Genomic DNA, 12,524 nt, shown 5'->3' on the forward strand with positions numbered 1-12,524 from the left:
GGCGGGGCCGACACGGTCCCGGCGCGCCCACCGTCGGTGCCGGACCGGGGCGCGGTCGGCCGCGTCGGCGCGTCCGCCGACCACGGTGCGACGCCACCGGTCGAGGAGTCCGAGCTGTTCACGGGTCCATCGTCACACGAGGCGCGCCGGATCCCCTCCGGATCCGGACCGGGGTCGTCTCGGGGTTGTCCCCGAGACGCCGGGCCCGCCCGGACGGCAGGCTCTCCACCATGAACCAGACGCAGCTGCCCGGGCGCGGCAGACCGCCGACCACGTCGTCATCGACGGCCCGGGACACCCTGCGCGACATGTGGGACTCCCGGCCGCTGCGCCCGCGCGACGACCGCAAGCTCGCCGGTGTCTCCGCCGCGATCGCGCGCCGCTACGAGATCGACCCGACGCTGGTGCGGGTCGGGTTCGTCGTCGCGGCGGTCGTCGGTCCCGGCATCCCGCTCTACCTGGCGGGCTGCGCGGTGCTGCCGGACGCCGGCCCGGCCGGCAGCCCGGCCCCGCCGCGCAGCGGGCCGTCCTCCGCGCTGTCGGTCACGCTGCTGGTGCTGGCCGCGCTGCTCGCCGTACCCCTGGTGCTCTCCGCCGACCGCCTGATCCCCGCGGTCGTCACCCTCGCGCTGCTCGTCGCCCTGCACATGACCCGCGGGAACCGGCCCGGCGCCCGGGAGGCGGCCGCGACACCGACACCCGCGGTGCCGTGGGTCGCGGACCCGGCGCAGGCGCCCACCACCGCGCTGGGGACGCCCCCGGCCTGGGACCCGCTCGGCGCCGCACCGTTCGCGTGGGACCTCCCCGAACCGGGCCCGGAGCCGGCTCCGCCCCCGGCACCCCGGTCGAAGCTGACACCGGTCACGCTGGCCGTCTCGCTCGTCGTCGCCGGAATGGTCGGGGTGGTCGCCCTGGCCGCACCGGGCGCGGTACCGGCGTCGGCGGTCCCCGGGGCCGCCCTGGCCGTCGTCGGGATCGGGCTGGTCGTCGGCGCGCTGCGCCGGGCCGGGCGCTGGCTGGTGCCGTTCGCGGTGCTGCTCGCGCTCCTCACGGCCGCCACCATCCCGCTCAACGACGCCGTCGGCCCCGACGGCTGGGCCGTCCGCGGCGGCATCGGGGAGACCCTCGAGGCGCCCGCCACCGTCGCCCAGCTCGCCCCGGAGTACCGGCGCGGCACCGGAGCGGTCCAGCTCGACCTGACCCGCCTCGACCTCGCCGCGACGCCCGGTGCGGACGGGCCCGTCCGCACCCGCGCCGAGGTCGGCGCCGGGTCGGTGGAGATCCGGGTCCCGCGCGACGCCGACCTGCTCGTCCGCAGCTCGGTGGGCACCGGCGACCTGACCGTCGACGGACAGAGCCGCTCCGGGCGCGACGTCGACCTGACCGTGGACGACCCCGGCCCGGACGGACCCGGCGGCCGGGTGCTGGAGCTCGACCTGCGGGCCGAGCTGGGAACCGTGGAGGTCACCCGTGGATAGCTCGCTCGCCCGTCGCGCCGACCCGTTCGCCCTGGTCGCCGGGGTCCTGTCCCTGCTGGTGGCGGTGTGCGGGGTCCTCGGGATCGCCCCCTGGGAGGTCGTCGACCTGCGCTGGATGCTCGCCGGGACCGCCGTTGTGGCGGGGATCGCATTCCTGATGGCGAGTCTGCGTAACTCCCGGGCCACAGCGGACGACTGAACGGTCATCACGGGAGCCGGCGGGCTGGGGAGCACCGCCGGGCCCGCGCCGCCCGCGTGGCAGCGCTGTCCGACGGGGGTCGGACGGCGCGGGCCCGGGCCGGTGGGGGCGGGGCCGGGACATCGGCCCCGCCCCTGCGTGTCAGGCCCCGGTCACTCCCACTCGATGGTGCCCGGGGGCTTGCTCGTCACGTCGACGACGACCCGGTTGACCTCGGACACCTCGTTGGTGATCCGGGTCGAGATCCGCTCGACGACGTCGTAGGGCAGCCGGGTCCAGTCCGCGGTCATCGCGTCCTCGCTGGACACCGGCCGCAGGACGATCGGGTGGCCGTAGGTGCGGCCGTCGCCCTGCACACCGACGCTGCGGACGTCGGCCAGAAGCACCACCGGGCACTGCCAGATCTCGCGGTCCAGACCGGCCGCGGTGAGCTCCTCCCGGGCGATCGCATCCGCGGCGCGCAGGGTCTCCAGCCGGTCGCGGGTGACCTCGCCGATGATGCGGATGCCCAGGCCGGGGCCGGGGAAGGGCTGGCGGCCGACGATGACCTCGGGGAGTCCGAGCTCGGCGCCGACCATCCGGACCTCGTCCTTGAACAGCGCACGCAGCGGCTCGACGAGCGCGAACTCGATGTCGTCGGGCAGGCCGCCGACGTTGTGGTGGCTCTTGATGACCGCGGTGCCGTCGCCGCCCCCGGACTCCACGACGTCCGGGTAGAGGGTGCCCTGGACGAGGAACCCCACGTGGTGGTCGGCCACGACGTCGGCGGTGGCCGACTCGAAGACCCGGATGAACTCCCGGCCGATGATCTTGCGCTTCTGCTCGGGCTCGGTGACCCCGGCCAGCGCGTCGAGGAAGCGGTCGGCGGCCTCGGCGACGTGCAGGGTGGCGCCGGTGGCGGCGACGAAGTCCTTCTCGACCTGCTCGCGTTCCCCGGCCCGCATGAGCCCGTGGTCGACGAACACGCAGGTCAGGCGATCGCCGATGGCGCGCTGGACGAGTGCGGCGGCGACCGCGGAGTCCACCCCGCCGGACAGCCCGCAGAGGGCCCGGCCGTCGCCGACCTGGGCCCGGATCGCCTCGACGGTCTCGTCGATGATCGACGCCGTCGTCCAGGACGGACGGATGCCCGCGACGTCGTGCAGGAACCGGCGCAGCACCTCCTGGCCGTGCGGGGAGTGTCCGACCTCGGGGTGGTACTGCACGCCGGCGAGGCGCCGGTCGGTGTCCTCGAAGGCGGCGACCGCGACCCGGTCGGTGGAGGCGGTGACGGTGAAGCCGGCCGGCGCCGCCGTCACCGAGTCGCCGTGGCTCATCCACACCGGGTGCGTGCGCGGCAGGCCCTCGTGCAGGGTGCCGGGGGTGCCGGTCAGCTCGACCTCGGTGCGGCCGTACTCGCGGGTGCCGTCGTGGGCGACCTCGCCGCCCAGCGCCCGGGCCATCGCCTGGAAGCCGTAGCACATCCCGAACACCGGGATGCCGGCCTCGAACAGCGCCGGGTCGACCGCCGGGGCACCCTCGGCGTACACGCTCGCCGGGCCTCCGGAGAGGATCACCGCGGCGGGCTCGCGGGCCACGATCTCGGCGACGGGCAGGGACGCGGGCACGATCTCGGAGTAGACGTCCGCCTCGCGTACGCGACGGGCGATGAGCTGCGCGTACTGGGCGCCGTAGTCCACGACGAGGACGGTCGGGGTCTGCACACGACCAGGGTAAACGGGCGGCGCAGGTCACCCGCCGTCCGTACCGCCTCGTCGATCCTGATGATCCCGACCGGCCGCGGGCGGACCGGGGTAACGACGGGCACCGGCTGCTCCGATGGGGGGATGACGGCACCGCACGACCTGGAGGCACCCCCCGATGGCCACCACCCCGCCCGGCCGCACGACCGGCACCGGCGGCTCCCCCGCCGGCCCGGCCGTCGACGACGCCCCCACCACGACCGCCGTGCCGTTCGTCCCCGCCCAGCGCCCCGTCCCGGAGAAGGAGACCCGTCCGGCAGCCGGGGCGCTCGGCACCGACGCGCTCGGCGTGGACGCCCTGGGCCTCGGGGCGCTCGGCACCACCGGGCTGCTGGGCGGGACACCGGGCCCGGTCGCCCCGGCCCGGGCACCCGCCGCGTTCCCCGTCCCCGAGCCCGCGCTCGCGGAGCCGGTCCGGGACGCCGCGGGCCCGGTCGTCCCCCGCGCCCGCGCGTTCCGGGCCCGGATCCTGCCGGTGTTCCTCTGCGCCGCCGCCACCGGTACCGCCGCGATCGCCGCCGCCGGGCTGCTCATGACCCCCGCCGCGGTATCGCCGCTGCCGACCCCGACGACCGTGACCGCGTCCGGGGCGACGGTGCCGCAGGGCCCCGCGCAGCCGCCCACGGTCGTCGCGTCGCTGGTCGCCTCCGCCGCCGGGACCGGCATCCACGCCGGGGACCCGGTCGTCGCCATGACCGCGTGGCGCGACAACGGCGGCCTCACCCACCTGACCGCGATCGGCGACGGCTTCACCCGCGTCGCCGACGCCGCGGGTCGTCAGGACGCGGTCGCGCTCGCCGTCGCCTGCGGACGGCTGCAGGCCGCCGTCGATGCCGCACGGGCCCACGACGCCGTGCCCGACGCCGTCGCGCAGAGGTCGTGGGCCGCGCTGCTCGACCACGGCTCCGCCGCCGCCACCGCGGGGACCTCCGGGGCGCTCGCGCTGGACCCGTCGCAGCTGTCGGTCTTCACCACGCAGGCCGACCTGGTGCGCGAGGACCTGACCGCTGTCACCGACCGGGTCCGGACCGTCCTGGCGGGCTGAGCCCGCTCCTCGCGCCGCGACCCCGGCCGGTGTCCCGGCGGTGACGCCGTCGCCGCGGTCAGGCCCCGTCGACCGGTGCGCGGTCCAGGACGTGGATGCCGAAGTCCTCCAGCCGGTCCAGGTGGTCGAAGTCCTCCCGGCCCTCGGCGGGACCGACCCCGAGGAAGTAGTCCTCGCTGCGGGGCGGGCTCACCAGGACGGCGACCCGCCCGACCGGGTCGAGCACCTGGAAGGTGTGGGCCACGCCGCGGGGGCCGTAGACGATGCTGCCCGGGCCGACGTCGTGGGTGCCTGCGGTGTCCAGCGACGTGCCGCCGATCCAGAACCGGAAGGTGCCGGACTCGACGACCCAGATCTCGTCCTCGCGGGTGTGGACGTGCAGCGGGGGCGCGTCCGCCGCCGTGAGCTCCGCGACGTGCAGGTAGAACTGTCCGCCGGTCTGGACCGATCGCAGTGCGACGGCGAGCTCCGTCCCGTAGTAGCGGACGAGTTCGCGTTCACCGGGCCGGGAGATCACCGGGACGCCGTGGGTGGTCGTCGTGTCGTGCTGGGTCATGGTCGAACCCTCCGGTCGGGAGACATCGAGGTCCTCCCCACTGTCGGGTCGCGACGGTCGCGGCGTCCAAGTCCGGATCCGCGTCGCCCGATACGTTCCGGGCATCGGACCGGCCGGGACGGCCGTGGCCCTGGGTAGGGTCCGACCGGTGGCGGACGAGGTGACCCCGGTCGATCTGGACCTGCGGTTGGTGCGGTACTTCCTCTGTCTCGCCGAGCACGGTCACTTCGGCCGCGCGGCGGCGGAGCTCTACCTCGGCCAACCGGCCCTGAGCCGCAGCATCCGCCGGCTCGAGGAACAGCTCGGTGTGGCGCTGTTCCGTCGCACGTCCCGGGGCGCACGGCTCACCGCGGCGGGCGAGGCGTTCCGGCCGTTCGCCCGGGACCTGCACCGGGAGGCGTCCCGCGGGGTGGCCGCCGCACGGGCCGCCGCGCGGCCACGCCGGATCCGGGTCGGCTACACCACCAACCTGGTCGTGACGGCCGCACTGGTGCCGCTGCGCCGCCGCCACCCCGACGCCGAGGTGCAGACCCGGCACCTCGGCTGGGACGAGCCGGTACGGGCGCTGCACGAGGAGCTCGTCGACGTGGTCGTCGCCCGGCTGCCGCTGCCGACCGCCGGGCTGTCGGTGGCGCCCCTCCACCGGGAGGGCCGGGTGCTGATGGTGTCGACACGGCACCGGCTGGCCGGCCGGGCGAGCACGACCTTCGCGGAGATCGCCGACGACCCCGTCCCGGTGTTCCCCGACCCGCTGTGGAACGCGTTCTGGCGGGTCGACCCACGCCCCGGCGGCCGCCCCGCGCCCGGCGGCCCGCTCGTGGAGCGGACCGCGGACAGCAACGAGTGGGTGGCGTCGGGGACGTGCATCTCGTTCATCCCCGCGGGCGCCGTGCCGCACCAGGTACACCCCGGCTGCACGACCGTCGCGATCGACGGGGTGCCGCCCTGCGAGGTGGTCGCCCTCTGGCGGTCCGACGACGACTCCGAGCTCGTGGGCGACTTCGTGACGGCGGCCCGTGCCACCCTGACCGGCACCGGCAGTGCCGCCGCCCGGGAGGCGCACCCGCACAGCGACCCCGGTCCCTGAGCGACCGGTTCCGGACGAGGTGGCGGGACGGGGCTCAGTCCTCGTGCCGCCCACGGGACCGCAGCGGCGGCGGCTGAACCGACCCCAGCAGCGCACGCAGGTCCGCCGCACTCGCCGCGCGACGCCCCAGGTCGACCGCGACCGTCGGCGCGATGTCGCGCAGCCGCCCGAGCAGGGCCGGGTCGGCGAGGTCGTACCGGCCCCCGGCCGTCCCGGTGACGATCGCGTCCGGGCGCAGCGCCCGCACCGCCTGCGGGTCGGGGCTGCGCTCGTCGCCGACGGGCTCGACGCCCTCGAGCGTCCCCGCGCAGCCGACCAGCTGCGCGCCCAGCTCCTGCAGCAGCGCCCCCACCCCGGGGTCGGTCGCCACCACCCGGACGACCGGACCGCGCAGCGGCACCGGCGTCCCGGTCGCGTCGACGAAGGCACGTCCACCGCCCATGGCGGCTCCGGCGGTGGGGCGGCTCATCGGGTTCCTCCCGGCTGACGACGGCGTCGTCGTCGAACCTACCGCTGCGAAACCCGCTCGACCCGCGCCGCGGCGGGGCCTAGCGTGGCCCGCCGTGACCAGCCCGACCGAGACCCGGATCCGCAGCTCCCTGACCAACTGCTCGCAGGGGGAGGCGAAGCGGATGGTCCTGCCCGCGTGGGTCCGTGACCCGGACCCGGACCGGCTCGAGGACGTCCGCGGCTGGCGGGACCCGAAGGCCCCCGACCGCGGGGTGCTGCTCGTCCCGACCGACGACGGACCGGCCGGTGTCGTCCTGCGCGCGACCTCCGGCGGCGCCCGGTCCGCGGCGATGTGCGCGCTGTGTCGGACCACCCACACCGTCGGCGGGGTCGCGCTGTTCGCCGCACCCCGCCGCGGCGCGAAGGGGCGCCAGGGAGACACCGTCGGCACCTACATCTGCGCCGACCTGGCGTGCGCCGAGCACGTCCGGGTCGAGGCGGCGACGGCCGCGCTCCGACCCACCCCCGGCACGACCGTCGACGAGCGGCGGGCCGGGCTGCGGGAGCGGGCCGCGGAGTTCGTCTCCGCCGTCACCGGCTGACCTCCCCGCGCACGGGACCCGGGCCCCTCGCCACGCGCGAGCTCGCAACCCCCTCCACGCACGAACGGGCCCTTCGTACGAAAGGTTCGTACGAAGGGCCCGTTCGTGCGACGGAGGAGGGCTCAGGTCCGCAGGTTCAGCCCGACCCGCTGGAACTCCTTGAGGTCGGAGTAGCCGGTCTTCGCCATCGCCCGGCGCAGCGCTCCGAACAGGTTCGTGGTGCCGTACGGGCTGTCGGTCGGCCCGAACAGCACCTGCTCCAGGGTCCGTCCGGACCGCGCGAGCCCGGTCACCTCCGACCGCGGCAGCGACGGGTGCGCGGCCGAGGAGGTCCAGTAGAGCCCGCCGGCCGGGGACTCCGCGGCCTCGGCGAGCTGCTCGCCGAGCATGACCGCGTCGGCTCCGCAGGCCACGGCACGGGCGATGTCACCGGAGGTGCCGATGCCGCCGTCGGCGATCACGTGCACGTACCGGCCGCCGGTCTCGTCGAGGTAGTCGCGCCGCGCCGCCGCCGCGTCGACGATCGCGGTCGCCATCGGGACGCCGACCCCCAGCACCTCGTCGGTGGTGGTCGAGGTGGACTGCCCGTACCCGACGATCACGCCGGCGGCGCCGGTGCGCATCAGGTGCAGCGCGGTGCGGTAGTCCCCGACCCCGCCGGCGACGACCGGCACGTCCAGGTCGGCGATGAAGTCCTTGAGGTTCAGCGGCTCGCCGTCCGAGACGTGCTCGGCGGAGACGATCGTGCCCTGCACGACGAGGATCTCGACGCCCGCGGCGAGCAGCGCCGGGGTGAGCTCACGGGCGCGCTGCGGGCTGACCCGCGCCGCCACGGTGTGCGAGCTCTCCCGCAGCGGGCGCAGCGCCTCGGTGATGAGGTCGTGCTGGATCGGGGCCTGGTGCAGCTCCTGCAGCAGGGCGACCGCGGAGTCCGGCTCGTCGCCGGTGGCCGCCGCGACGACGCGCTCGAGTGCGCCCTTCGGGTCGGCGTGCCGGGCCCACAGACCCTCCGCGTTCAGCACCCCCAGCCCGCCGAGCTCGCTGATCCGCACCGCCGAGTCCGGCGACACCACCGCGTCGGTGGGGTGGGTCATCAGCGGGATGTCGAAGCGGTAGGCGTCGAGCTGCCAGGCCGTCGAGACGGCCTTCGAGCTGCGGGTCCGCCGCGACGGGACGATCTCGATCTGGTCGAGGTCGTAGGCACGACGGGCCTCCCGGCCCATCCCGATCTCCACGAGGTCACGCACGGGCACCACCCTAAGCGGCGCCACTCAGGGCGGTGCTGCGGCCCCCGTGACGAGCCGGCGGCGCCGACGGACGCTACCGCGCCGCGTAGTTGGGTGCCTCGACGGTCATCGTGATGTCGTGCGGGTGGCTCTCCTTCAGACCGGCCGCGGTGATCCGCACCAGGCGTGCCTGCTGCAGGTCCGGGATGGTCTGCGCACCGACGTAGCCCATGCCCGAGCGCAGCCCGCCGCCGAGCTGGTGCACGACCGAGGACAGCGGCCCGCGGAACGGGATCCGGCCCTCGATGCCCTCGGGGACGAGCTTGTCCTCGCTGAGCACGTCGTCCTGGGCGTAGCGGTCCTTGGAGTACGACCGGCCCGCGGCACCGGCACGGCCCTGCATGGCGCCGAGCGACCCCATCCCCCGGTAGGTCTTGAACTGCTTGCCACCGACGAGCACGACCTCACCGGGCGACTCCGCGGTACCGGCCAGCAGCGAGCCCAGCATGACCGTGGACGCGCCGGCCGCGATGGCCTTGGCGACGTCGCCGGAGTACTGGATGCCGCCGTCGCCGATGACCGGGACGCCGGCCGGGGCGCACGCCCGGGTGGCCTCGTAGATCGCGGTGATCTGCGGGGCGCCGACGCCGGCGACCACCCGGGTGGTGCAGATCGAGCCCGGGCCGACCCCGACCTTGACCGCGTCGGCACCGGCCTCGACGAGTGCCTTCGCACCCTCGTAGGTGGCCACGTTCCCGCCGACGACGTCGACGTGGTCGCCCACCTCGGCGCGCAGCTTGGCGACGGTCTCCAGCACCCGGCGGGAGTGGCCGTGCGCGGTGTCGACCATCAGCACGTCCACACCGGCCTCGACGAGCTGCATCGAGCGGGCGTAGGCGTCGTCGCCGACACCGACCGCGGCGGCGACGACGAGCCGTCCGTCCGGGTCCTTGGTCGCCAGCGGGTACTGCTCGGTCTTGTTGAAGTCCTTGATCGTGATGAGGCCGCGCAGCATGTCGTCGCCGTCGACGATCGGCAGCTTCTCCAGCTTGTGCCGGCGCAGCAGCCCCAGGGCCGCCTCCGCGGTGACGCCGACCTTGGCCGTCACCAGGGGCGCGCGGGTCATGACCTCGGACACGGGCCGGTCGGTGTCGACCTCGTAGCGCATGTCGCGGTTGGTGATGATCCCCACGAGGTGGCCGGTCTCGTCGGTCACCGGCACACCGGAGATCCGGAACTTCGCGCACAGGGCGTCGACGTCGGCCAGGGTCGCGTCGGGACTGCAGGTCACCGGGTCGGTCACCATGCCGGCCTCGGACCGCTTCACGACCTCGGCCTGGGCCGCCTGGGCGTCCGGGGACAGGTTGCGGTGCAGCACGCCGAGACCGCCGGCACGGGCCATCGCGATGGCCATCCGGGACTCGGTCACGGTGTCCATCGGGGACGACACCAGCGGCACCTGGACCCGCACCCGGCGGGTCACCTGGCTGGACGTGTCGGCCGAGCTGGGGATCACGTCCGACTCGGCGGGCAGCAGCAGCACGTCGTCGAAGGTCAGTCCGAGCATCGCGAACTTGTCCGGCAGACCGCCCATCTCGCTCGTCATCTCTCCCGGGCTCCTCTTGCGGTCGAAGCAGTGTTGTCGAGGCGGTGCGGTCGACGCTGACGGCGGGCTCCCGCCGCAGGCAGCCATCGTACGTCCACCACCCCGGGGTGGGCCGGGGCCCGACCCCCCTGCACCGGTAGCGTGTACGCCGTGTCACCAGAGGCGCTGCCACCGGACCCGTTCGCCGGAGACCCGGATGACCCTGCGCTCTCGATGCAGGCCTACGACGACCGTGGTGACGGCCCGTGGCCGGGTTCCGGTGACTCCGATGTCCCCCCGTTGGACGAGACCGACCGCGGCGAGATCCTGGCCGACCTGGCGGACCTGGCCGTGTACCAGGCGCTGCTGGCGGGCCGCGGGGTCCGCGGGATCGTCGTCGACTGCGCGGACTGCGGCGAGCAGCACTTCCACGAGTGGAACCTGCTGCGCGCCAGCCTGCAGCAGCTGCTCGACGAGGGCCGGATGCGACCGCACGAGCCGGCCTTCGACCCGGACCCGGCGCACTACGTCACGTGGGAGTACTGCCGCGGCTACGCCGACGCGACCCTCGCCGACTGAGCGCGGGGCGCCGCACACCGCACACCGACGACGGGCCCCGGAGGAGATCCTCCGGGGCCCGTCGTGCGTCCTGCCCTGCCGGGTCAGTTCGGCGTGCTGCTGACCGCGCCGGTCGTCGTCGAGGACGGCGGGTCGGTCTCGTCCGACGGGTCGCTCTGCCCCTCCCCGGCCGCCGTGGGCCGGGTCGAGGGCGTCGGCGTCGGGGTCGTCGGGTCCGCCTGGCCCTCCGTCGTCGGGGAGGTCTCCGACGGCGACGGCGGGGTCGTCGTGGGCGAGGACTCCCCCGGACCACGCAGCACCGACGGGTCGCCGGGCGTGCGCTCGGGCGAGGTCGAGCTCTCCGGGGAGGTCGGCCGCTCCGACGGACGTGGTTCCCGCGTGGGGGTGTCCTCGTCGCCCTCGGACACCGGCGGCGGCGGGGCCGGGGTCCCGTCGCGCAGCGGTGACCGCGGGTCGGTCGGTGTGCCCGGCGGGGTCTCGGCGACCTTCTGGCTCAGGAAGCGGTTCTGCTGCTCGAAGTCGTCGCGCAGGTCCGGTGCGGTGCGGTCCACCAGCGGACCGAGCGCGGCGAGCTCCTGCTGCGCACCGGCGGTGTCGCCGGCGGCGAGCTTGGCGTTGACCCGCTCGATGCCCTCGCGCAGCGTGGTCGCGGCCTGCACCTGGTCGGCGCGCTCGCTGTAGAGCACCCGGGAGACCCCCCACAGGGCGTCGCCCGGCTGCGCCTCGTGCGCGCTGATCGAGACGACGGCCAGCGCACAGGCCGCGACGGCGGCGGCGGCGATCAGCGGGCGCAGGAAGGAGACCTTCCGCGACGGCGTCGCCGGCTGCAGGATCTGCACGGCCTCGTCCACGTCGACGAGCTGCGGGACCGGGGCGCGGTCGACCTCGTCCTTCCAGGACGAGAGCATCGCGGCCAGGTGGTCGTCGACGTCGTAGCCGCGCCGCCCGGGGCCGGACACGCCGAGCCCGGAGGACAGTGCGTTGATCAGCTCGTCGTCGGCCTGGAGCTCGACGAGGTCGATCGGCCCGTCGTCCTCGAGGCCGTCCAGGTCGTCCCAGGCGTCGGCGCCCGCGGCGTACCGCGGCACGGCCGGCTGCGGGACGGTGCGCCCGTCGAACGGCATCGGGTGGCCCTGGTGGCCGAGCGGGCGGGAGTGGCCGTTGGTGCGGGGCGGGCGGGGCTCGCCGAAGCGGCCACGCGTCACCGGCGCGGGCGGACGCTCCCAGCCCTCACCGGGCGGTGGGGGGGTGCCCGGACCGTGCGGACCCTGGTCACGCATCCCGGACCACCTCCTCACTCATCATCTTCCTCAGCCTGCCCAGCGCCCGGTGCTGGGCGACACGGACGGCTCCCGGTGTGGAGCCGACGGCCGCCGCGGTCTCCTCCGCGGACAGGCCCACGACCACGCGCAACACGATGATCTCCCGATGCTTGTCCGGAAGGACCTCCAGGAGCGCGGACATCTCCTGCGACAGTTCCACCTGCAGGGCCCGGGACTCGGGGCCGTCGGACGACTCGATGCGGTCCGGCACGTCGGCCATCGGCTCGGAGCGGTTCCGGGACGCAGCCCGGTGCGCGTCGATGACCTTGTGGGACGCGATGCCGTAGACGAAGGCGAGGAACGGGCGACCCTGCACCCGATACCCCGGCAACGCCGTGAGCACGGCCACGCAGACCTCCTGGGCGACATCGTCCGCCGAGACGGACCCTCGGTCGGTCCCGAGCCGGGCGCGGCAGTAGCGCACGACGAGGGGCCGAATCATGGCGAGAACGCGCTCGACCGCGGACCGATCGCCGGCCATGGCCGCTTCGATCCACTCGTCGGGAACGTCTCTTGATTCACTCATCGTGGGGAACCGCCCAGGCGTTACGAGCATCCAGCAGCGTCATCCGATCGTGGAGGCAACCCACGTTCTCGCAGGTGGGATCGGCTCGGATCCACCGTATCCGAGTGGGGCTCGCCTGCGGGAGTCG

13 protein-coding genes are annotated in these 12,524 nt (G+C 75.2%); 6 read left to right on the forward strand and 7 right to left on the reverse strand.

The genetic code is table 11. From position 1 onward, the window contains the following. Nucleotides 1-230: 230 nt before the first annotated feature. Complete coding sequence (locus KPF47_RS29975; protein ID WP_224392154.1) at nt 231-1,478, forward strand: PspC domain-containing protein; 1,248 nt, start codon at nt 231-233, stop codon at nt 1,476-1,478. Beyond that, nucleotides 1,471-1,677: a hypothetical protein gene (locus KPF47_RS29980; protein WP_224392155.1), complete on the forward strand. Its 207-nt coding sequence runs from the start codon at nt 1,471-1,473 to the stop codon at nt 1,675-1,677. Before KPF47_RS29975 ends, KPF47_RS29980 begins: the two co-directional genes overlap by 8 nt. Before the next feature lie 152 nt (nt 1,678-1,829). Here KPF47_RS29980 and guaA read toward each other — a convergent pair whose 3' ends face one another. Next, nucleotides 1,830-3,380 carry a glutamine-hydrolyzing GMP synthase gene (guaA, locus tag KPF47_RS29985; protein ID WP_224392156.1) on the reverse strand — a complete coding sequence of 517 codons (1,551 nt, stop codon included), beginning with the start codon at nt 3,378-3,380 and terminating at the stop codon, nt 1,830-1,832. Nucleotides 3,381-3,537: 157 nt separating this feature from the next. Between guaA and KPF47_RS29990 the strand changes: the two genes are divergently transcribed. Next, a complete protein-coding gene (locus KPF47_RS29990) occupies nt 3,538-4,464 on the forward strand; it encodes a hypothetical protein (protein ID WP_224392157.1) in 927 nt (308 codons plus the stop codon). A 58-nt stretch (nt 4,465-4,522) separates the two neighbouring features. Here KPF47_RS29990 and KPF47_RS29995 read toward each other — a convergent pair whose 3' ends face one another. After that, the gene (locus KPF47_RS29995) at nt 4,523-5,020 is read right to left on the reverse strand and encodes a cupin domain-containing protein (RefSeq protein ID WP_224392158.1); all 498 of its coding nucleotides are present in this window, start codon (nt 5,018-5,020) and stop codon (nt 4,523-4,525) included. A 148-nt stretch (nt 5,021-5,168) separates the two neighbouring features. Here KPF47_RS29995 and KPF47_RS30000 point away from each other — a divergent pair, with 148 nt between their 5' ends. Next, complete coding sequence (locus KPF47_RS30000; RefSeq protein ID WP_224392159.1) at nt 5,169-6,107, forward strand: LysR family transcriptional regulator; 939 nt, start codon at nt 5,169-5,171, stop codon at nt 6,105-6,107. A 34-nt stretch (nt 6,108-6,141) separates the two neighbouring features. Here KPF47_RS30000 and KPF47_RS30005 read toward each other — a convergent pair whose 3' ends face one another. Further along, entirely contained in the window at nt 6,142-6,576 is a 435-nt protein-coding gene (locus KPF47_RS30005) for a hypothetical protein (RefSeq protein WP_224392160.1), read from the reverse strand. Between the two features lie 94 nt (nt 6,577-6,670). Here KPF47_RS30005 and KPF47_RS30010 point away from each other — a divergent pair, with 94 nt between their 5' ends. Beyond that, the gene (locus KPF47_RS30010) at nt 6,671-7,159 is read left to right on the forward strand and encodes an FBP domain-containing protein (RefSeq protein ID WP_224392161.1); all 489 of its coding nucleotides are present in this window, start codon (nt 6,671-6,673) and stop codon (nt 7,157-7,159) included. Between the two features lie 122 nt (nt 7,160-7,281). On the opposite strand, the gene KPF47_RS30015 is transcribed toward KPF47_RS30010, so the two are convergent. Both KPF47_RS30015 and guaB read right to left on the reverse strand, forming a co-directional pair. Next, nucleotides 7,282-8,406 carry a GuaB3 family IMP dehydrogenase-related protein gene (locus KPF47_RS30015; protein ID WP_224392162.1) on the reverse strand — a complete coding sequence of 375 codons (1,125 nt, stop codon included), beginning with the start codon at nt 8,404-8,406 and terminating at the stop codon, nt 7,282-7,284. Between the two features lie 73 nt (nt 8,407-8,479). After that, nucleotides 8,480-9,991, reverse strand: a complete 1,512-nt coding sequence (gene guaB, locus KPF47_RS30020; protein ID WP_224392163.1) for an IMP dehydrogenase — start codon at nt 9,989-9,991, stop codon at nt 8,480-8,482. Nucleotides 9,992-10,141: 150 nt separating this feature from the next. Between guaB and KPF47_RS30025 the strand changes: the two genes are divergently transcribed. Further along, complete coding sequence (locus KPF47_RS30025) at nt 10,142-10,549, forward strand: DUF5319 domain-containing protein (protein ID WP_224392164.1); 408 nt, start codon at nt 10,142-10,144, stop codon at nt 10,547-10,549. An 83-nt stretch (nt 10,550-10,632) separates the two neighbouring features. Here KPF47_RS30025 and KPF47_RS30030 read toward each other — a convergent pair whose 3' ends face one another. Together KPF47_RS30030 and KPF47_RS30035 are read right to left on the reverse strand one after the other, a co-directional pair. After that, entirely contained in the window at nt 10,633-11,829 is a 1,197-nt protein-coding gene (locus KPF47_RS30030) for an anti-sigma-D factor RsdA (RefSeq protein WP_224392165.1), read from the reverse strand. Then, a complete protein-coding gene (locus KPF47_RS30035) occupies nt 11,822-12,397 on the reverse strand; it encodes a sigma-70 family RNA polymerase sigma factor (RefSeq protein ID WP_224392166.1) in 576 nt (191 codons plus the stop codon). The genes KPF47_RS30030 and KPF47_RS30035 overlap by 8 nt, the downstream gene beginning before the upstream one ends. Between the last annotated feature and the right edge of the window lie 127 nt (nt 12,398-12,524).

This window comes from Pseudonocardia sp. ICBG1293, assembly GCF_020131355.1.
In the GTDB taxonomy this organism is placed as follows: Bacteria; Actinomycetota; Actinomycetes; order Mycobacteriales; family Pseudonocardiaceae; genus Pseudonocardia.